Consider the following 18,733-nt stretch of genomic DNA (forward strand, 5'->3'; position numbering starts at 1 on the left):
CCTCGGCCTGCTCCCCGCCTTCCTCGCCCCCGCCCCCGCCTTCAAGGAGACGTCGTGATCCGCTTCGAGAACGTCTCCGTGACGTACGACGGAGCAGCCGAACCCAGCGTGCGGGGCGTGGACTTCGAGGTACCCGAGGGCGAACTCGCGCTGCTGGTCGGCCCATCGGGGGTCGGCAAGTCCACCGTGCTCGGCGCGGTCAACGGGCTCGTCCCGCACTTCACCGGCGGCACCCTGAGCGGCCGGGTCACGGTGGCCGGACGCGACACCCGCACCCACAAACCCCGCGAACTCGCCGACGTCGTCGGCACGGTGGGTCAGGACCCGCTCTCCCATTTCGTGACGGACACCGTGGAGGACGAACTCGCCTACGGCATGGAGTCGCTGGGCCTCGCCCCGGACGTTATGCGCCGCCGCGTCGAGGAGACCCTGGACCTCCTCGGCCTGGCCGCCCTGCGCGACCGTCCGATCGCCACCCTCTCCGGCGGCCAGCAGCAGCGCGTCGCGATCGGCTCGGTCCTCACCCCGCACCCCCGGGTGCTGGTCCTCGACGAGCCGACCTCCGCGCTGGACCCGGCCGCCGCCGAGGAGGTCCTCGCCGTCCTCCAACGCCTGGTGCACGACCTGGGCACCACGGTCCTCATGGCCGAGCACCGCCTGGAACGGGTCGTGCAGTACGCCGACCGGGTCGTGCTGCTGCCGGAACCGGGCGCCGCTCCGGTGCTGGGCACCCCGGCGGAGGTGATGGCGGTGTCCCCGGTGTACCCGCCGGTCGTCGGTCTCGGCCGGCTGGCGGGCTGGTCCCCGCTGCCGCTGACGGTCCGCGACGCCCGCCGCCGGGCGTCCGCCCTGCGGGAGGAGCTGACGGGACGCGACGAGCCGGCCCCCGCACCGGTACCGGCATCGGCCCGCGTACCCGCGCCCCGTCCGGCATCCTCCCGGCCGCGCCTGCCGCGTCTGCCGTACCTGCCGCGCCTGATCAGAAAGCCGGTGGATGCCGGGGTGACGGCCGAGGCAGCGGCCGGAAACACGGCTGGGGTGACGGCCGGAGTAGCGCCCGGGGCCTCGTCCTCCGTCGCCCCGACGCCCGCCCCGCCCGTCGCCGAGGTCCGTTCCCTCGCCGTGCGCCGCGCCCAGGTCCAGGCCCTGCGGGGCGTCGACCTCACGGTGGCCCCCGGCGAGACCGTCGCCCTCATGGGCCGCAACGGCGCCGGCAAGTCCACCCTGCTCGGCACGCTGGTCGGGCTGGTCGAGCCGACCGCCGGCACGGTCCGCGTCGGTGGGGCGGTACCGCACCGCACCCGGCCCCGCGACCTCGTCCACCAGGTCGGCCTGGTCCCCCAGGAACCGCGCGACCTGCTGTACGCCGACACGGTCGCCGCCGAGTGCGCGGCCGCCGACGGGGACGCCCGGGCCACGCCCGGCACCTGCCGGGCCCTCGTGGACGAGCTGCTGCCCGGCGTGACCGACGACGTCCATCCGCGCGATCTCTCCGAGGGCCAGCGGCTGGCGCTCGCGCTCGCCGTGGTCCTGACCGCCCGTCCTCCCCTGCTGCTCCTGGACGAGCCGACCCGCGGGCTGGACTACGCGGCGAAGACCCGCCTGGTGAGTGTGCTGCGCGCGCTCGCCGCCGAGGGCCACGCGATCGTGCTCGCCACCCATGACGTGGAACTTGCCGCCGAACTCGCCCACCGGGTCGTGCTGCTGGCCGACGGCGAGGTGATCGCCGACGGCCCGACCGCCGAGGTGGTCGTCTCCTCCCCTTCCTACGCGCCGCAGGTCACGAAGATCCTCGCCCCGCAGCGCTGGCTCACCGTCGCCCAGGTAAGGCAGGCCCTGCGATGACGCGCCAGGCACGGGCCGTCCGCCTCGGCCCCCGCTCCCTCGCCGCCCTCGCCCTGGTCAGCGCCGTCGGGGTGGTCGCCTTCACCTGGCCGTTCCTGGCCCCGCCCGCCTCGCAGCTCACCGCGCACGCCCAGGACGCGCCGTGGCTCTTCGCCGGCCTGCTGGTGCTGCTGGTGCCGGTGCTGGCCGCGACGATCTCCGAGTCGGGGCTCGGCCCGAAGGCGGTCGCCATGCTCGGCGTACTGGCCGCGACCGGCGCCGCACTGCGCCCGATCGGCGCCGGTACGGCCGGTCTGGAGCCGATGTTCTTCCTGATGGTGCTCAGCGGCCGGGTGCTCGGGCCGGGCTTCGGGTTCGTGCTGGGCTCGGTCACGATGTTCGCCTCGGCGCTGCTCACCGGCGGGGTCGGGCCGTGGATGCCGTTCCAGATGCTCGCCATGGGGTGGTTCACGATGGGCGCGGGCCTGCTGCCGGGTCCGGACCGGCTGCGCGGCCGCGCCGAACTGGCCCTGCTCAGCGCCTACGGATTCCTGGCCGCGTTCGCCTACGGCACGGTGATGAACCTGGCGGGCTGGACCTTCATGGACGGCAACGCCTCCGGCATCGCCTTCGACCCGCACGGGACGGTGGCCGCGAATCTGGCCCGTTTCGTCGCCTATTGTCTGGCCACCTCGCTCGGCTGGGACCTCGGCCGTGCGCTGGTGACGGTCGCCCTGACCCTTTTCGTCGGCCCTGCGGTGCTGAAGGCGCTGCGTCGCGCCACGCGCCGGGCCGCCTTCGAGACCGCGGTCACATTCGACGCACCCACACCGTGAGACCCCGTGCACACAGTGTTGCGTAACCGGTGAAGCACCCCACATGACCCACGTCACCTACTAGCCGCGATAGTGGACAAAAAGAGACAGGTTTAGAAGCGGACCCATGCCCTGACCTGGGGATTGAGAGCCAGCTCACACAGGCCGACAGGCACCCCAATGCGGCCACAACTAGTAAAAGGGGTCATTGCGGACACCGGTCGGGGCTGGTTGTCTTGAGGACGTCGCCAGGCACCACGGCCCCCAGGGGTCACGGTGCCGACGCATGCCAGGACCGGAAAACACACGGTCCCCCGGCGAGCGAGCGACTCCCCGTCCCCCAAAGAAGGTGATCCCCCGTGTCCCTCGCCGCCATCCGCCGCATCGCCAGCCCGAAGAAGGCCCTCACCGTCACCGCCGTCGCCGCCGCCACCGCCGGCCTGGCCCTGGCCGCCGCCCCGGCCCAGGCAGCGAGCACCTCGGCCTCCTCCGCGCAGGCGATCGCCCACCGGATGATCCCGGACACGGCCCAGTACAACGCCTTCAACCAGATCGTCACCCACGAGAGCGGCTGGAACCACACCGCCACCAACTCCTCGTCCGGCGCCTACGGCCTCGTCCAGGCCCTGCCCGGCTCGAAGATGGCCTCCGCCGGTGCCGACTGGAAGACCAACCCCGCCACCCAGATCAAGTGGGGCCTGGACTACATGAACTCCCGCTACGGCAGCCCCGTGCAGGCCTGGGACTTCTGGCAGACCCACCACTGGTACTGATCCACCGATCAGCCAGTCACCCCCGGCGCGCCGACCTGAGCGCGCCATCCGCGAAGGCGGCGGCCCCCGACCCCGGGGCCGCCGCCTTCGGGCGTTTCCCGGCCCGCCCGTGGTCCACTGAGGCGATGACCACGCCGTCCGAGACACCCGAGCACGACCCCGAGGCGCGCGGCCTGCGTCTGGTGGCCGTGCTGCTGACCCTGACCGTGGTGAGCGGACTGATCGACGCCGTGAGCTATCTCGGTCTCGGCCATGTCTTCACCGCCAACATGACCGGCAACGTCGTCGTCCTGGGCTTCGCCGCCGCGGGGGCGCCCGGCTTCTCGGTGCCGCACACGGCGGCCTCTCTGCTGTCGTTCCTGGTGGGCGCGGTGGCGGGCGGGCGTGTCGCCCGGCGGCTCGGCGGGGGCTCGCGCCGCACCTGGGCCCGGCTGACCCTCGCCGCCGAGGCGGTCCTGCTGGGCGCGTCCGCCGCGGTCGCCTTCGCCGCGCCGGGTGCCACGGGGACGACGTACACGCTCATCGTGCTCACGGCCTTCGCGATGGGGCTGCGCAACGCGACCGTCCGCAAACTGGGCGTGCCGGACCTGACAACGACGGTCCTGACGATGACCCTGACCGGCCTGGCCTCCGACTCCCGGGCCGGGGGCGGCTCGGGCCGTCACTCGCCGCGCCGCACCGCGTCGGTGGTCGCGATGGCGGTGGGCGCGCTGCTCGGCGCGTGGCTGGTGCTGCACCACGGACTGGGCGTCCCGCTGGTGGTCGCGACGGCACTGACCGGGGTGCTGGCGCTGACGTCGTCCGGCCGCGAGTGACTCCGCCCGCACCCCGCTGCGGGTCGCTCAGCCCGCGCTGACCGGCAGCTCCTTCACCCCGTTGATCCAGGCGGAGCGCAGCCGGCGCGGGTCGCCGGTCAGCCGCAGGCCGGGCAGGGCGTCGGCGACGGCGTTGAAGATCAGGTCGATCTCCAGGACGGCCAGGGACTTGCCGAGGCAGAAGTGCGGCCCGCCACCGCCGAACCCGAGATGGGGGTTGGGGTCGCGGGTGATGTCGAAGACGTCGGGGTGGTCGAAGACCTCGGGGTCGTGGTTGGCGGAGGCGTAGAAGAGGCCGACCCGGTCACCCTTCCTGATCGTCTTTCCGCCCAGTTCCGTGTCCTGGGTGGCCGTCCGCTGGAAGGAGTTGACCGGGGTGGCCCAGCGCACGATCTCCTCGGCCGCCGTGGCCGGCCGCTCCGCCTTGAACAGTTCCCACTGCTCGGGGTGGGTGAGGAAGGCGTGCATGCCGTGGGTGATGGCGTTGCGGGTGGTCTCGTTCCCGGCTACGGCCAGCATCAGCACGAAGAACCCGAACTCGTCGGGGCCGAGGTTGCCCTCGTCCTCCGCCGCCACCAGGGTGGTGACGATGTCCTTGGCGGGGCACTGCTTGCGGGCGGCGGCCATGTTCATGGCGTACGCGATGATCTCGGTGGCGGACTCCTGGCCGACCTCCTCGGTGATCGCGTACTCCGGGTCGTCGTAGGCGATCATCCGGTTGGACCAGTCGAAGATCTTGGCCCGGTCCTCCTGCGGGACGCCGATGAGTTCGGCGATGGCCTGGAGGGGCAGTTCGCAGGCGACCTCGGTGACGAAGTCGAAGGTCCCGGAGCGGGCGCGCGCGTTCGCCGCGATGGCCTGCGCGCGGGCGCGCAGGTTGGCCTCCAGCGCGCGGATGGCGCGCGGGGTGAAGACCCGCTGGAGGATCTGGCGGACCCGGGTGTGCTCGGGCGGGTCCATGTTGAGCAGGATCAGCCGCTGGGCGTCGATCGCGTCGCGCTCGATGTGGTCGTTGAAGCGGATGATCGCGGTGTTGAGGTACGAGGAGAAGATCTCCGGATGCGTGGAAACGTACTTGACGTCCGCGTGCCGGGTGACCGCCCAGTAGCCCTCGTCCTGGAAACCTGCCAGGTTGGACGTCTGCGGGATCCAGCGGACCGGTTCGACCCGGCGCAGCTCGGCGAACTCCGGCAGCGGCACGCGGTGTTGCAGCACATCGGGGTCGGTGAAGTCGAACCCGTCGGGAAGCGCCGGACAGGGCATCGGCAACTCACTCCGTCCATCTGACGGTCCATCAGGAATAGAGCTGCCGCGAAGGTAATAACGGGTTCTACAAGAGGCAAGGGGTACGGCGCCCCGAATCTGCCTGCAAGACCCTTGCGGGGGTGGACGCCTCGTCAGCAGACTGCACACAGAACTAGAACACGTATCAGTTCGGAGGAGAGGACCCGCACCCATGGCCGCCGAACCCGTGATCGTCGAAGCCGTACGCACCCCCATCGGCAAGCGCGGCGGCGCGCTCGCCAATCTGCACCCGGCCTATCTGCTGGGCGAGACGTACCGCGAACTCCTCGGCCGCACCGGCATCCCCGCCGACTGCGTCGAGCAGATCGTCGGCGGCACGGTGACCCACGCCGGCGAACAGTCCATGAACCCCGCGCGCACCGCCTGGCTGACCATGGGCCTGCCCTACGAGACCGCGGCGACGACGGTCGACTGCCAGTGCGGCTCCTCGCAGCAGGCGTCCCACATGACGGCGAACATGATCGCGGCGGGCGTGATCGACGTGGGCATCTCCTGCGGTGTCGAGTCGATGTCGCGGGTGCCGCTCGGCTCCGGCTCGAAGCACGGCCCGGGGAAACCGTTCCCCGACGAGTGGAACGTGGACCTGCCCAACCAGTTCGAGGCGGCCGAGCGCATCGCCCGCCACCGCGGCCTCACCCGGGAGAACGTCGACTCCCTCGGCCTGGTCTCCCAGGAGCGGGCCGCGATCGCCTGGTCCGAGGAGCGGTTCAAGCGGGAGACGTTCGCGGTGCAGGTCCCGACCACGGAGGACGAGCAGCGGGCGGGCCAGGGCATGTGGCGCCTGGTGGACAAGGACGAGGGCCTGCGCGACACGACCGTGGAGGGCCTCTCCGCCCTGAAGCCGATCATGCCGACGGCCGTGCACACGGCCGGCAACTCCTCCCAGATCTCCGACGGCGCGGCAGCGATCATGTGGGCGTCCAAGCGCATGGCCCGCGCCCTGAAACTGAAGCCGAGGGCGCGGATCGTCGCCCAGGCCCTGGTCGGCGCCGACCCGCACTTCCACCTCGACGGCCCCATCGACGCCACGAAGGCGGTCCTGGGCAAGGCGGGCATGTCCCTGAAGGACATCGACCTCGTCGAGATCAACGAGGCCTTCGCCTCGGTGGTGTTGAGCTGGGCCCAGGTCTTCGAGCAGGACCTGACGAAGGTCAACGTCAACGGCGGCGCGATCGCCCTGGGCCACCCGGTCGGCGCGACCGGGGCCCGCCTGATCACCACCGCCCTGCACGAACTGGAGCGCGCGGACAAGGAGTTCGCCCTCATCACGATGTGCGCGGGCGGCGGCCTGGCCACCGGGACGATCATCCAGCGGCTGTAGCCGCCGACCAGACCACGAACTCGGCGAACACCGCGGGCCGGAACCCGAGCACCGGTCCCGCGGGGTTCTTCGAGTCGCGGACGGCGACGGTGGCGGAGGTCTCGGCGACCTCGACGCAGTTGCCGCCCTGATCTCCGCTGTAGCTGGACTTACGCCACTGAATCCCCGTCAGAGCCGCGTTGTTCCCCATAGCGTTCCTCCATCACGCGCCGGATCATCTGCGCCGAGCCCTTGAGGGAGAGTGCGGCGGCCTGAAGGTGATCGTAACGGAGCGAACAGTCCTTGACCGTGTCCGGATTCGCGGTCGGATGACCGCTGCCGTAGCTCTCCGTGTAGACGATGACCGGGTCGCGCTCGAAGCGGTAGAGGTCGAACGAGCCCTGCAATCCGGCGTGCGCTCCGGCCGAATACGGCAACACCTGAACATTGATCCGGGGATCGTCCTCGAACGACAACAGGTGGGCCAGTTGGTCGCGCATGACCAACGGCCCGCCGATCTCCAGACACAGAGCGGCCTCGGAGAGGACGGCCCAGAAGACGGGCGGCTCCTCCTTCTCGAAGATGCTCTGCCGCGCCATCCGCACCGCGGTGCGATCGTCCAGGTCGGCCTGGTTCAACGTGCCCAGCACGGCCCGCGCGTACCCCGGAGTCTGAAGGAGACCGTGCACCATCTGGGACTCGAAGGAGTAGATCTCGGCGGCCCGCGTCTGCAACTCGGCCACCTGCTGAAACCAGGCCGGGAGTTGGCTGCGCATCACGAGGGCGACGAGGCGCGAAAGCAGCCCGCCCGTCCCCAGCGCCGCGTCCACGCGCTCGCTGAACTCGGGTGTGGGCAGCTTCCTGGCGGTCTCGATCTGCCCGACCAGTGACCCCGTGTAGTTGACGATGTCACCGAGCTGCCGTTGCGTGAGGCCCGCGGCCTCGCGATGTCGCCGCAGCTCGAAGCCGTAGTAGTCGAGCGGTGAGGCTCCCGGGTCGAGGACGTTGATGTGGGTCACGCGCGGCCCCCTGTGACGTAACTCGGTCCACCACGGGACCTGTTGTATCCGTGCGGTAGCCCAGAGTAGTCGCCCGAGGTCAGGCTCGTACCGTGAACGGATTCATTCCCCCTGCCCTCGCGGGCCCGCGTCCGCCCCAGTACCGGATGCACCTCACCGTCGGTGCCCACTCGGCGCGGCACATCCGTCGGATCGCCCGCTCCTGTCTGGCCGAGTGGGGCCTGCCGCACCTGACCGACACCGTGGAACTGGCCCTGACGGAACTGGTCGCCAACGTCGTACGCCACGTACCGGACAGACGCTGCACGATCGCGCTGCTGCGGCAGCCGGCGGGGGTACGGGTGGAGGTGACGGACGGCGCCGCCCGGCCCCCCTCGCCGCAGGGCGACGTACGGCCGGATTCGGAAACCGGCCGCGGCCTCGCCCTGCTGGAAGCACTGGTGGACAAGTGGGGCGTGGACCTGACCCCCGAAGGCAGCAAAACCGTGTGGTTCGAATGCTGCACAGCGGCCTTCCGCTGACGTCAGCGCCACCGGGACTGGATCACATCAGGAACCTTCAGCACCCTGCGGCCATTCATGTGAAAGAGGAGGGCGCACCAGAGCCGCGACCACGGATTCGACCTTCTCGTCTGCGAGCCCGATCCGCCTCCTCGCAGGAGGCGGCCGTCTGCTCGCCGGGCGGGGTCCTAGACGCGGTTCTGTACGACGCAGTCCCATGCATACGTGCCCGCGACGCTGCCGTCGGCGCGTACGGCTTGGAGTGTGTAGAAGTACGAGGTTCCCTTCGTCGCGGTGGTGTCCGTCCACGTTCGGGTGTCGGCTGGCAGCAGGCCGTCGTGCCGGGGCTCGTATGTCTCGGTTGTGGGGTTCCAGCGGTTGATCCGGTAGCCGGTGACGGTGTCGCAAAGTGCGGTGTTGTCGCACGACCAGCGGACGAACGGCGCAGAGGTGGATACGGAGTTCCAGCTCAGCACGCCCAGTTTCCAGTCCGGGGTGACCGTGGTGGTCGGCCGCACGTCCAGCTCGGTGCCCTCGAGGACGGGGACGTTCGGGTCGCGCGGGTGAAGATAGTTGGTCCAGCGGTCCTTGGCGACGACCGCGTAGAGGTAGGTCTCGCCGTCCGGGAGATCGCCGCACAGGATCGCGAGCGGGTCGCTCGTGCCGTCCGTGCATTGGGAGTTGAGGGTCCAGGTGACGCTGCCGTCGGCCTCCTTGACGCCGGCATAGACCCGGTAGCCGTCGACGTCGTCGTCGCTCGAGGCGTCCCAGCTCAGCAGCACGCCGTCGGCGCGCGGGGTGGCCTTGACGCCGGTGAGGGGACCGGGGGCGACGTGGTCGCCGGTGCGCACGACGAGCGGGGCGGACAGCGTCGACTCGTTGCCGGCCCGGTCCACCGACGTGACCGCGTAGGTGACGTAGGTGCCGGCGGGCATGTCCAGGTCGCGGCAGACTCCGCCGTCGGTGTTCTGGTCGCTGGGCTCGGTGCAGGTCACGCGGGTGAGGGCGGCAGGGTCGAGGGTTTTCCCGGGCGAGCGGTAGACGTGGTAGGCCGCGCCGGATTCCTCGAAGAAGTCGTCGGTCTGTCTCCAGGACACCTCGGTGAAGTTGGCGCCGACCTCGGAGGTGAGGTGGTGCGGGGTCGGTGGCGGTGTGCGGTCGACGCCGTCGCCGGTGGCCGTCGCATAGGCGCCCGGGTTGCCGGTCGCGTCGAGGGCTCGCACCCGGTAGTACCGGGTGGTGTTCGGGGGCGCGTCGGGTCCGTAGGACGTGAATGTCGTGGTGTACAGCAGGGTGAATGGGCCGGTGGCCGCGGGGGCGGAGTACACCTCGTACTGCGCGGCGTCGGAGACCGGCTGCCAGCTCAGTTTTGTCCACCACCCGTCGGTGACGGCGGTGAGCCCCGTCGGGGCCACCGGTCCCGTGCGGTCGACGGTCGTCGCGTTCATGTCGGGGCTGCCGGCGGACTCGCGGCCGGCCTTGTCGACGGCGCGGACCTCGTACAGGAAGGTCTCGCCCGTGGCGGGCGGTGTGTCGATGAAGACCGGGGAGGTGAGCAGGGAGGTGCCGCTGACCTTCGCCCACTGTGTGGTGCTCAGCCGGCGGTAGACGCGGTAGCCGGCGAGGTCCATCTCCTTGTTGGCGGCCCAGCGCAGGGTGGTCTTCGCGGTGTTCCGGTCGTACGAGGCGGCGAGGGTGGCCGGAGCGAGGGGCTTGACGGTGTCGACGGCGGCCTCGGTGCGCGGGGTGTAGGTGAAGGCGGCGTTGGCGTTGCCGGTCCAGGCGACGTAGTCCACGCGCAGGGTGTGCTTGCCGGCCGGGATGGTCAGGTCGAGGGTCTTGCGGACGGTGGTGGAGACGTTCTTCCACAGGTCGATCTTGCGCACGCCGTCGACGTAGACGCGCATGCCGTCCTGGGTGGCGGCGGAGAGCCGGAAGGGGCCGCCGGAGCCGAAGTCCCGGGTGACGGACCAGCGGATCGAGAAGTTGTCCTTCGGCAGGGTGACGCCGGCCGGGTCGCCGCTGCCGTAGTTCTCCGAGATGGCGGAGTCGCAGGCGGTGCGCTTGGGTGTGCCGCTGAACGAGGTGTTGGCGAAGAACTGCGCCTTCCAGACGGGAGAAGTGCAGGTCACGGCCGCAGCCGGAGTGGCGGTGACCAGGCCGCCGGCGGCGGCGAGGGCGGTTGTCGCGGCCAGCGCGATCAGCCGGGTACGAGTCATCACAGAGGGAAGGGCCTTTCCGGACCAACGTGGAACACCTGAAACACAGTGGCGCCTGTGTGACTGCTGAGAAGAGGGCAGGGTTGCACCCGCCCTCACACTTTTCGGCCAGGCAGGCGGCCAGGGATCCGGCTGGGAAACACGGACCTGTCCCTGAACAGGTCCTGGCTGTAGTGCAGGGGCTGGCCGTGGTCGGCTTTCCACCGGTCGACGTGCTCGGCGGCTTACAGGGCGACGGTCGTGTCAGTCATCGGCTGCCCAGTCCGGGTTTAAGTCGGGGTGGCGGTGCCACTGCCGTGCGATGCCGGTCAGGGTGTCCCAGGCGTACCCGAGGGCGACCCCGTTCTGCCACTCCGCTGACGATGCAGGGTCATCACCACGCCATCACAGAGCATCACATTTCTTTCACATAATCTACCTATGCTTCATGATCGCGGGATGAGATCGAGCATCATCGCTGTCGCAGCGGCCACTGCGCTCTTGCCCCTTACCACGTGCAGCAACAGTGACGGCACCGCCAAAGCTTCGGGCACCCCGACAACGCACAAGACCTCCAGCGCCGCTGCGTTGGCGGCACGCCCCCTCGACGCGGGAGGGGCCTTCACGAAGATCTCCGCTGAGGTCGCCTCCGCACACATGACCGGCACCGTGACCGCCGCCAACGACCCCAACCACCTTCTCGGGGGCCAGAACGGCGGCGGCCGCAGAGGTGAGCAAGGCCGTCCATGGGTGACGGATGCCGCGACGGGCCCGCGGGTCAGGCACCGTGGCCAGATAACTCCGCAGGTCAGCGGCTGTCTTCAGCAGGGCTGGGCCGGAGGCTTCCCCCAGTTGCTGGAGGCATGACGGCATGCGGGAAGATGGGCGCGCAGGCATGGACTCGCTCGGTGCTCATACGGACTCGACACCCACATGATCACCAGCGGCCATGCCTGTCCTGTCTCCAGGGCAGCCGCCGATAGAAGCCGACAAGCCGTCACATCCGGTTCTCAGCAGGCGAACCGCCCACCTCGGCACTTCTCAAAGACCCTGACTCAGACCTTCTCCGACGTACTGCTCCGCTGGCTGTGGATCAAGCGGCCGACCCCTGCTGGCGATCTCGATCTGTTCACGAGCGACGTGACCCTGAAGGTCACCTGTTTCCTTCGTCCGCTCGGACAGGCCGGCACGAGATCCCGGTTGGGCACCCTGTACCTCACCCGGGGCAAGCCCGTGACGTGGCAGGGCCGGGGGCAGGAGGCGTTGACCCTCCTCCCGCCGCTGACCCTGACGGCCTCCGCCGCCAAAGCCGGTCACTGGAAGCTCATGGCCCTCGACCTCGCCGGCCCCTCCGGGTCGTTCAACGTGAGGATTCCCAAGCTGGACGTACCGCTCGTACGGCACGCGTTCGACGCGCAGGCCTCCTGAGGGCGCGGCCGGGGAGGGTTCGGGGCGGGCCGGGCCGCGGCGTTAGTCTTTGCTGCTCCGTGCCGGGGTGATCGCCCCCGCCCGCCGCCCGAACGGTGAAGGACCAGCGTTGACCTCCATACCCAGGCCCGGCCGTGACCGACTGCCCTCGCTGACCGGGCTGCGGTTCTGGGCCGCCGCGCTGGTCGTCCTCTACCACCTGTCCCGTCAGGTCGGTACCGTCCCGGTCGTCAGTGAGGCCGTCTGGTACGGCCGCAGCGGCGTGACGTTCTTCTTCGTGCTGTCGGGTGTCGTCCTGGCCTGGACGTACGACGGCATGAAGGTCCCCACCCGGGTGTTCCTGTGGCGGCGCTTCGCCCGGATCTGGCCGCTGCTCGCCGTCAGCGTCGCGCTGTCGGTCGCCGTGTGGGCGGTCATGGGCCAGGCCGTGTCGCTCAAGGCGGTGGCCGCGACGCTGCTGCTGGTGCACGCGTGGGTGCCGGTGCCGGTCATCTTCAAGGGCGGCAACCCGGCGGCCTGGTCGCTCAGCGACGAGGCCTGGTTCTATCTGGTCTTCCCCGCGCTGCTGGCGCTGCTCGCGGGGCGCCGCGCCCGGGTGTGGGCGTGGACGGCGGCCGCCGTCGTCTGTGCCGCGCTCGCGCTGTGGCCCGCGCTGTCCGGTCTGCCGCCCGTCACCCGCGCCTGGGCCCTGGACTATCTGCCGCTGACGCGTTCCCTCCAGTTCGTGCTGGGGGTGGTGGCCGGACTCGCGCTCAAGCGGGGCTGGCGGCCCCGGCTGCCGCTGCCGGTGGCCGTCGCTCTCGTCGTCGGCTGGCACCTGGCGCTGATCCCCTGGTCGGACGCGGTGCCGGACTCCCTCTGGTACAGCCCCTACACCGCCTCGCAGTGGCTCTCCGCGCCGATCTTCGCGGCCCTGATCTGCTCGGCGGCCCGTGCCGACCTGGAGGGACGGCGCACCGGGCTGGGCGGGCCCTGGATGATCCGGCTCGGGCACTGGTCGTTCGCCTGGTACCTCCTGCACGAGATCGTGATCCGGTCCGCGGTGTTCCTGTGGGGCAAGCCCGCCCCCGGCCAGGCCACGCTCGTCTTCTGGGCGGGGGTCCTGACGGTCAGCCTCGGCGCCGCGGGGCTTGCGTACCAGTGGGTGGAGCACCCCGCCGAGCGCCGGCTGCGCAGCCTTCTCGGCCGGACGGCGAAGGCCCAGGTCCAGGCCCACTCGTCCGAGCGGGTGCCGAGCTCTCGCTGACCGCGCCGGGGCGACAAGGATCACAGCGGGCGGCCGAAAAACACCTTCCGAACGGGGCAGACGTACCTGCATACACGGCTTTTAGGTGCAGCATGCATCCGGTTGCGTACCGGGCGTAAGCGGATCAAAGACTCGTATGGTCGCTGCCTGGCCCACCTCGGGCCGTGTCCCTGTCCCCGTCGAAAGGTAGGCGAGCGAAGTTTTGTCAGCCGTCACCGTCGCTGCTCCCCAGACCCCCAGGACCATCGGCAGGAGCCGAAAGGTCACCACCACCGACCCCGCCCTCGTCCGGCGCGCCGTGAAGGCCGCCGCGCTGGGCAACGCGATGGAGTGGTTCGACTTCGGCGTGTACAGCTACATCGCGGTCACCCTGGGCAAGGTCTTCTTCCCCTCGGGCAACCCGACCGCGCAGTTGCTGTCCACGTTCGGAGCCTTCGCCGCGGCCTTCCTGGTCCGCCCGCTCGGCGGCATGGTCTTCGGCCCGCTCGGCGACCGCATCGGCCGGCAGAAGGTCCTCGCCCTCACCATGATCATGATGGCGGCGGGCACGTTCGCGATCGGCCTGATCCCGTCGTACGGCGCGATCGGCGTCGGCGCTCCCCTGCTGCTCCTGCTGGCCCGCCTGGTGCAGGGCTTCTCGACCGGCGGCGAGTACGCGGGCGCGTCCACCTTCATCGCCGAGTACGCGCCGGACAAGCGGCGCGGCTTCCTGGGCAGCTGGCTGGAGTTCGGCACGCTGGCCGGATACATCGGCGGCGCGGGTCTGGTGACCCTCATGACCGCGCTGCTCTCCTCCGCGGACCTGGTGTCCTGGGGCTGGCGGATCCCGTTCCTGATCGCGGGCCCGATGGGCATCGTCGGCCTCTACCTGCGGATGCGCCTGGAGGAGACCCCGGCGTTCCGGGCGGAGGTGGAGAGGTCCGAGGCGAGCCGGCCGAAGGTGCCGCTGCGCGAGATGGTCGTGGGCCAGTGGCGGACGCTGCTGCTGTGCATGGGGCTCGTCCTGGTCTTCAACGTCACCGACTACATGCTCCTGTCGTACATGCCGAGCTATCTGACCAGCGAGCTGAAGTACGACGAGACGCACGGCCTGCTGGTCGTGCTGGGCGTGATGGCGCTGATGATGATCGTGCAGCCCTTCGCCGGCGCGCTGACCGACCGGATCGGCCGCCGCCCGGTGATCGCGGCCGGCTGCGTGGGCTTCCTGTCCCTGTCCGTCCCGGCGCTGCTGCTGATCCGCCAGGGCAGCCTGCTCGCGGTCGGCCTCGGCATGGGCGCGCTCGGCCTGCTCCTGGTCTGCTTCACGGCCTCGATGCCGGCGGCCCTGCCCGCCCTGTTCCCGACGAGGGTCCGCTACGGCTCGCTGTCCATCGGCTTCAACGTGTCGGTGTCGCTCTTCGGCGGCACCACCCCGCTGGTGGTGACCGCCCTCGTCGGCGCGACCGGGAACCTGATGATGCCCGCCTACTACCTGATGGCCGCGGCCGTCGTCGGCGGTGTCGCGGTCTGGTACATGGCGGAGTCGGCGGGCCGGCCGCTGCCCGGGTCGGCGCCGGCGGTCGAGTCGGCTGCGTGAGCGGACGGACTGCGCGACGATGGAAGGGGGCACCCCGGTGGCCCCTTCCCTCGGCGCGTCGGCGTCCCGTCGGCTCCGCCCCCCGAACCGGCGGACCGGCCGGAAAGCAGGGACACGAAAGGTAGAGCGCATGAGCGGGTCTCAGCTCTGGGACGACGTCGACTTCTACTTCTCCACCCATCTGGCGCCGGAGGACGAGTTCCTCAAGGCGGCCGTGCGGGACAGCGAGGCCGCCGGGCTGCCGCACATCGCCGTCACCCCGCCCCAGGGCAAGCTGCTGCAACTGCTGGCCCAGATCCAGGGGGCCCGCACCATCCTGGAGATCGGCACGCTCGGCGGCTACAGCACCATCTGGCTGGCCCGCGCGCTCCCGGCCGACGGCCGGCTGATCTCGCTGGAGTACAGCGCCCGGCACGCCGAGGTCGCGACCCGCAACATCGCCCGCGCGGGTCTGGAGCGGATCGTCGAGGTGCGCGTCGGTCCGGCCCTGGAGTCGCTGCCCAAGCTCGCCGACGAGAACCCGGCCCCGTTCGACATCGTCTTCATCGACGCCGACAAGGCCAACAACGCGAACTACGTGGAGTGGGCGCTGCGGCTCACCCGCGCGGGCAGCCTGATCATCGTCGACAACGTCGTACGCGGCGGCCGCGTGATCGACTCGGAGAGCAGCGAACCGGACGTCGAGGGCACCCGGGCCGCCGTCGAGCTGATGTCCGCCCACCCGCGGCTGAGCGCCACGGCGATCCAGACGGTGGGCAGCAAGGGGTACGACGGTTTCGCGCTGGCCCGGGTGCTGGAGCAGCCCGAGGAGCCCGAGTAGCGCCTGTCGGACGGGCCCTGGGGACGTCGGCGGCCCTGCCCCGGGGCTACGCCTCGTGGTAGAAGCCGACGTTGACGCTGCGCGGGCCGGTGCGGTCCCGGATGATGATCTCGCCCGCCCCGCCCCGCGGCAGCTGCACGCTCCCGCCGTACGCGATCGTCTGGGCGTACTCCCCGACGGTCAGCAGCACCTCGGAGGACGGGTCGGGCTGCGAGCCGCGCAGCCACGACACATGCCAGGTTCCTTCGGGGCCGCACAGGAACTCCAGGTGGACCCGCGAGACGAACAGCCAGTCGTCCGGCGTCGCGAGCCGGCAGACGGAAGCATCCCGGCCCACCCGCAGCACGGCACCGGGATCGCTCGGCGCGTCGGCCATGAGCATGCCGGCCGTGGCACCGACGTCCGCCCCGGAGACGGAGGCCATGGTGAGTTCGAGCACGTGCGCTCCTTCTGGAATGTCCTTGTACGGCGGCCTGGTTGGCGCACCCGCCGCCGCATGATAAATCGCCCGGCGGTACCGCGTCCGGCACAATGGACTCATGACCGAGCGAAAGCCACCGGGGGTCCCGTTCGAGTCCTGGGTCGACAAGCAGATCCGTGATGCCCAGGCGCGGGGCGAGTTCGCCCACCTGGCGGGCGCGGGCCGCCCGATGCCGGAGGTCACGGACACGACGTACGACGAACTGTGGTGGATCAAGAGGAAGATGGCCCGCGAGGGCCTCTCCGTGCTGCCGCCCGCGCTGGCTCTGCGCAAGGAGGCCGAGGACGCCCTCGCGGCGGCCTACGCGGCGCCCAGCGAGCTGATCGTCCGGAGGATCATCACGGACGTCAACGCGAAGATCCGCGAGATGATGTTCAAGCCGCCGCCCGGCCCCCCGCTGGGCAAGAAGCCGTACGACGTCGACGAGGTCGTACGGGAGTGGCGGGAGCGCCGGGCGGCGATCGACTCTGAAGGTACGGGCGGTACGGGCGGTGCAGGCCGTACGGGGGCGGCCGGTGGCGCGGAGGCCACAGGGGCCGCGAACGACGCGGCGCACGGGTCACACGCGTAGCAGGCGCTCCGCCAGTTCGCGGTAGTCCCGCAGGGCCAGGCGGAGTTGCTCCGTGTCGGCGCCGACCGCCGGGCGCGTTTCGGCCTGCTTGTCCGTGGACCGTCCCGTGGCCTTCTCGGTCGCCCTGTCCGGGGACTGCCAGGACGTGCGCAGCGTCCGGCGCTGCCTGGCCACGGCCTCGGTGAAGCGGGCGGCGATCTCCTCCAGCACCTGGTCGGCCTCCTCCACGGAGCCGCGGGGCTCGTCGACGAAGGCGGCGACCGCCTGCCGGAGGCGGAGCGTGAGCTTGTCGGACTCCTCGTGCGCGAAGAGTGCGGCGGGGCCGGCGGTGTCCGGGGCGTGACCCGCGGTGTCGGGTCCGGGCGCGGCCGGCCCGGTCCGGCGGTGGCGCTCGGGGGCCTCCGCCGGCCCGGGGACCCCGGCGGCCGCTTCGGCCGTCCTGCGGGCGGCCGACGCCTCCTCCGGCGCCCTGGGGGCCGTGGGTGACTCCGGCGTCCTGGGAGCGGAGGGTGACTCCGGCGTCCTGGGGGCTGCGGGTGTCTCGGTCGTCCCGCCCGTCCTGCGCGTCTCGCCCGTCCTGCGTGCCTCGGGCGGCTCGGGCGGGCCGGACGGCTGCCGCGGGTCCGTGCCCGTGGCGTCGGTCACCGGTCGCTCGGTGTCGGCCATGTGACTCAACTCCCCTTCGCTTGACGCCTGGTGAACGCCCACGGGGTGCCGTGGCCGTTGGATCGGGCCGGGGTGCGCCGGTCGTCCGGCGTCGTCCCGGGGCGGTGGCGGCCGTTGCCCTGGCGGGCCGGGGCCACCAGTTCGGCGAAGAGACCGCGGGCCTCGACCAGCGCCTCCCGCATCTCCTCGGTGCCCGCGCCGCCGCTCCCGGCCTTCGCCGGCACGACGACGACCCGGTGCACCCGGCGGTAGCCCTGCACCTGGTCGGCATGGTGCACGGAGAGCGCCGCGAGCTGCTCCTCGTACTGCGCGCCGTCCGGGAAGCCGCGGGCGCCGGCCAGTTCCGCGATGAGCCGGTCCGCGTCGGCGACCGCCTCGCGCGGGGAGTCGACGAACCGTTCCTGGACGGCCGTCCAGCGCGCCTCGTACCGTTCGCGTTCGGCGGGCTCCAGCGGCCGCTCGCGCAGCCCGCCGTGCCGCTCGACGCGTTCGGTCAACTCCCGCTCGGCCGCCTGCACATCGCCGTCGTATCCGGCCACGGTCCGTTCGTACTCGGGCCCGAAACGTCGCTTCAGGCCGCCGCCGTGCGTGCCTCGGGCCCGCAGGGCCAGGACGGCCGTCACCGCGACGACGGCCACCACGATCAATATCAGAGCGATCATCACGCCTGTCGACATGGTTGCCTTCCGTGTATCGGCCCAACGGGCCGGTTCCTGAACCGGGTTACCCGGAAGACCCCGCCCAAACGGCGGCCGCGCCCGGCCCGCCCGGGAGCAACCCGGTGCGGCGGCGGCCCGGTTCCCCGGTATTCGCTTGCGGGTCGGCCGGGCCCGCCCCCGAGAATGTCGGCCATGACCTGGACCGTCGCCCCCGAAGCCTTCGACTCGCCCGTGGCCGCCGCCCTCTGGCGGGCGTACTACACCGAGGTCAGCGACCGCTGGTACCTGCTGCACGAGGGCCGTCGCACCGACCCGGACGAGCTGGAGCGCGGGATCGCCGCGCACACGGGCGACGAACTCAGCCCACCGGACGGGCAGTTGCTGGTCGCACGGTACGGCGGTGAGCCCGCCGGCAGCGCGGGCGTACGGCTGCTGGAGGCCACGACGGCCGAGCTGACCCGGGTGTTCCTTCGTCCGGGGATGCGCGGCCGGGGCGGGGCCGCGCTGCTGGTGTCGGCGGCCGAGGACGCCGCCCGTGCCCTCGGTGCCACGCGGCTGGTGCTCGACACCCGCGCCGACCTGACCGAGGCGCGCGCCCTGTACGCCCGGCTCGGCTACACCGAGACCGGCCCGTACAAGGAGGACGCGTACGCCGAGCACTGGTTCCGCAAGCAGCTCGCGTAGCCCGGGGAGTCGGGGGCTGCCGGGAAGCCGGGGACAGCCGGGAGGCCCGGGGG

Annotated in this window: 20 protein-coding genes; 13 read left to right on the forward strand and 7 right to left on the reverse strand. The window is 71.3% G+C overall.

The features are described from left to right. Positions 1 to 54 precede the first annotated feature (54 nt). The 4 genes from FNH09_RS33380 (at position 55) to FNH09_RS33395 (ending at position 4,227) form a co-directional block, all read left to right on the forward strand. Positions 55 to 1,845: an ATP-binding cassette domain-containing protein gene (locus FNH09_RS33380; RefSeq protein ID WP_162469477.1), complete on the forward strand. Its 1,791-nt coding sequence runs from the start codon at positions 55 to 57 to the stop codon at positions 1,843 to 1,845. Next, a complete protein-coding gene (locus tag FNH09_RS33385; protein WP_152893645.1) occupies positions 1,842 to 2,660 on the forward strand; it encodes an ECF transporter S component in 819 nt (272 codons plus the stop codon). The genes FNH09_RS33380 and FNH09_RS33385 overlap by 4 nt, the downstream gene beginning before the upstream one ends. A 338-nt stretch (positions 2,661 to 2,998) precedes the next feature. Further along, a complete protein-coding gene (locus tag FNH09_RS49645; RefSeq protein WP_162469478.1) occupies positions 2,999 to 3,412 on the forward strand; it encodes an aggregation-promoting factor C-terminal-like domain-containing protein in 414 nt (137 codons plus the stop codon). Positions 3,413 to 3,537: 125 nt separating this feature from the next. After that, positions 3,538 to 4,227, forward strand: a complete 690-nt coding sequence (locus FNH09_RS33395) for a YoaK family protein (protein ID WP_152893646.1) — start codon at positions 3,538 to 3,540, stop codon at positions 4,225 to 4,227. Positions 4,228 to 4,254: 27 nt separating this feature from the next. Here FNH09_RS33395 and FNH09_RS33400 read toward each other — a convergent pair whose 3' ends face one another. Beyond that, positions 4,255 to 5,490, reverse strand: coding sequence for a cytochrome P450 (locus FNH09_RS33400; RefSeq protein ID WP_152893647.1), 1,236 nt, complete (start codon positions 5,488 to 5,490; stop codon positions 4,255 to 4,257). Between the two features lie 193 nt (positions 5,491 to 5,683). On the opposite strand from FNH09_RS33400, the gene FNH09_RS33405 reads away from it, so the two are divergent. After that, complete coding sequence (locus FNH09_RS33405; RefSeq protein WP_152893648.1) at positions 5,684 to 6,853, forward strand: steroid 3-ketoacyl-CoA thiolase; 1,170 nt, start codon at positions 5,684 to 5,686, stop codon at positions 6,851 to 6,853. Here the strand turns inward: FNH09_RS33405 and FNH09_RS33410 are convergent. Together FNH09_RS33410 and FNH09_RS33415 are read right to left on the reverse strand one after the other, a co-directional pair. Then, entirely contained in the window at positions 6,837 to 7,043 is a 207-nt protein-coding gene (locus FNH09_RS33410) for a DUF397 domain-containing protein (protein WP_152893649.1), read from the reverse strand. The two genes, FNH09_RS33405 and FNH09_RS33410, sit on opposite strands and share 17 nt — an antisense overlap. Beyond that, complete coding sequence (locus FNH09_RS33415) at positions 7,003 to 7,851, reverse strand: Scr1 family TA system antitoxin-like transcriptional regulator (protein ID WP_162469479.1); 849 nt, start codon at positions 7,849 to 7,851, stop codon at positions 7,003 to 7,005. Before FNH09_RS33415 ends, FNH09_RS33410 begins: the two co-directional genes overlap by 41 nt. A 92-nt stretch (positions 7,852 to 7,943) precedes the next feature. Between FNH09_RS33415 and FNH09_RS33420 the strand changes: the two genes are divergently transcribed. After that, a complete protein-coding gene (locus tag FNH09_RS33420; protein WP_338017758.1) occupies positions 7,944 to 8,372 on the forward strand; it encodes an ATP-binding protein in 429 nt (142 codons plus the stop codon). Between the two features lie 167 nt (positions 8,373 to 8,539). Here FNH09_RS33420 and FNH09_RS33425 read toward each other — a convergent pair whose 3' ends face one another. Further along, positions 8,540 to 10,570: a PA14 domain-containing protein gene (locus FNH09_RS33425; protein ID WP_152893650.1), complete on the reverse strand. Its 2,031-nt coding sequence runs from the start codon at positions 10,568 to 10,570 to the stop codon at positions 8,540 to 8,542. Positions 10,571 to 11,206: 636 nt separating this feature from the next. Here FNH09_RS33425 and FNH09_RS46835 point away from each other — a divergent pair. From FNH09_RS46835 to FNH09_RS33450, 5 genes are all read left to right on the forward strand, one after another. Continuing rightward, positions 11,207 to 11,416, forward strand: a complete 210-nt coding sequence (locus tag FNH09_RS46835) for a hypothetical protein (protein ID WP_156110846.1) — start codon at positions 11,207 to 11,209, stop codon at positions 11,414 to 11,416. A gap of 333 nt (positions 11,417 to 11,749) precedes the next feature. Beyond that, entirely contained in the window at positions 11,750 to 11,977 is a 228-nt protein-coding gene (locus FNH09_RS33435; protein ID WP_152893652.1) for a hypothetical protein, read from the forward strand. Between the two features lie 109 nt (positions 11,978 to 12,086). Continuing rightward, positions 12,087 to 13,223: an acyltransferase family protein gene (locus FNH09_RS33440; RefSeq protein WP_152893653.1), complete on the forward strand. Its 1,137-nt coding sequence runs from the start codon at positions 12,087 to 12,089 to the stop codon at positions 13,221 to 13,223. Between the two features lie 202 nt (positions 13,224 to 13,425). Then, positions 13,426 to 14,799, forward strand: a complete 1,374-nt coding sequence (proP, locus tag FNH09_RS33445; protein WP_152893654.1) for a glycine betaine/L-proline transporter ProP — start codon at positions 13,426 to 13,428, stop codon at positions 14,797 to 14,799. Between the two features lie 130 nt (positions 14,800 to 14,929). Then, a complete protein-coding gene (locus FNH09_RS33450) occupies positions 14,930 to 15,619 on the forward strand; it encodes an O-methyltransferase (RefSeq protein WP_152893655.1) in 690 nt (229 codons plus the stop codon). Positions 15,620 to 15,665: 46 nt separating this feature from the next. Here FNH09_RS33450 and FNH09_RS33455 read toward each other — a convergent pair whose 3' ends face one another. Continuing rightward, positions 15,666 to 16,058, reverse strand: a complete 393-nt coding sequence (locus tag FNH09_RS33455; protein ID WP_162469481.1) for an FHA domain-containing protein — start codon at positions 16,056 to 16,058, stop codon at positions 15,666 to 15,668. Between the two features lie 100 nt (positions 16,059 to 16,158). Here FNH09_RS33455 and FNH09_RS33460 point away from each other — a divergent pair, with 100 nt between their 5' ends. Beyond that, complete coding sequence (locus FNH09_RS33460; protein WP_152893656.1) at positions 16,159 to 16,671, forward strand: DnaJ family domain-containing protein; 513 nt, start codon at positions 16,159 to 16,161, stop codon at positions 16,669 to 16,671. On the opposite strand, the gene FNH09_RS49055 is transcribed toward FNH09_RS33460, so the two are convergent. Both FNH09_RS49055 and FNH09_RS33470 read right to left on the reverse strand, forming a co-directional pair. Then, positions 16,660 to 17,337 carry a hypothetical protein gene (locus FNH09_RS49055; protein WP_238427264.1) on the reverse strand — a complete coding sequence of 226 codons (678 nt, stop codon included), beginning with the start codon at positions 17,335 to 17,337 and terminating at the stop codon, positions 16,660 to 16,662. The two genes, FNH09_RS33460 and FNH09_RS49055, sit on opposite strands and share 12 nt — an antisense overlap. Positions 17,338 to 17,342: 5 nt before the next feature. Beyond that, on the reverse strand, positions 17,343 to 18,014 hold the full coding sequence (locus tag FNH09_RS33470; protein WP_152893657.1) for a hypothetical protein: 672 nt from the start codon (positions 18,012 to 18,014) through the stop codon (positions 17,343 to 17,345). A gap of 174 nt (positions 18,015 to 18,188) precedes the next feature. Between FNH09_RS33470 and FNH09_RS33475 the strand changes: the two genes are divergently transcribed. After that, on the forward strand, positions 18,189 to 18,680 hold the full coding sequence (locus FNH09_RS33475) for a GNAT family N-acetyltransferase (protein ID WP_152893658.1): 492 nt from the start codon (positions 18,189 to 18,191) through the stop codon (positions 18,678 to 18,680). The last annotated feature ends 53 nt before the right edge of the window (positions 18,681 to 18,733 follow it).

Source organism: Streptomyces adustus, from assembly GCF_009377175.1.
GTDB lineage: Bacteria > Actinomycetota > Actinomycetes > Streptomycetales > Streptomycetaceae > Streptomyces > Streptomyces adustus.

Coding starts and splice junctions, on each gene's coding strand:
- FNH09_RS33385 (WP_152893645.1), top strand. CDS start 1,842: ATGACGCGCCAGGCACGGGCCGTCCGCCTCGGCCCCCGCTCCCTCGCC.
- FNH09_RS33395 (WP_152893646.1), top strand. CDS start 3,538: ATGACCACGCCGTCCGAGACACCCGAGCACGACCCCGAGGCGCGCGGC.
- FNH09_RS33400 (WP_152893647.1), bottom strand. CDS start 5,490: ATGCCCTGTCCGGCGCTTCCCGACGGGTTCGACTTCACCGACCCCGAT.
- FNH09_RS33405 (WP_152893648.1), top strand. CDS start 5,684: ATGGCCGCCGAACCCGTGATCGTCGAAGCCGTACGCACCCCCATCGGC.
- FNH09_RS33410 (WP_152893649.1), bottom strand. CDS start 7,043: ATGGGGAACAACGCGGCTCTGACGGGGATTCAGTGGCGTAAGTCCAGC.
- FNH09_RS33425 (WP_152893650.1), bottom strand. CDS start 10,570: ATGACTCGTACCCGGCTGATCGCGCTGGCCGCGACAACCGCCCTCGCC.
- FNH09_RS46835 (WP_156110846.1), top strand. CDS start 11,207: ATGACCGGCACCGTGACCGCCGCCAACGACCCCAACCACCTTCTCGGG.
- FNH09_RS33450 (WP_152893655.1), top strand. CDS start 14,930: ATGAGCGGGTCTCAGCTCTGGGACGACGTCGACTTCTACTTCTCCACC.
- FNH09_RS33460 (WP_152893656.1), top strand. CDS start 16,159: ATGACCGAGCGAAAGCCACCGGGGGTCCCGTTCGAGTCCTGGGTCGAC.
- FNH09_RS49055 (WP_238427264.1), bottom strand. CDS start 17,337: ATGGCCGACACCGAGCGACCGGTGACCGACGCCACGGGCACGGACCCG.
- FNH09_RS33470 (WP_152893657.1), bottom strand. CDS start 18,014: ATGTCGACAGGCGTGATGATCGCTCTGATATTGATCGTGGTGGCCGTC.
- FNH09_RS33475 (WP_152893658.1), top strand. CDS start 18,189: ATGACCTGGACCGTCGCCCCCGAAGCCTTCGACTCGCCCGTGGCCGCC.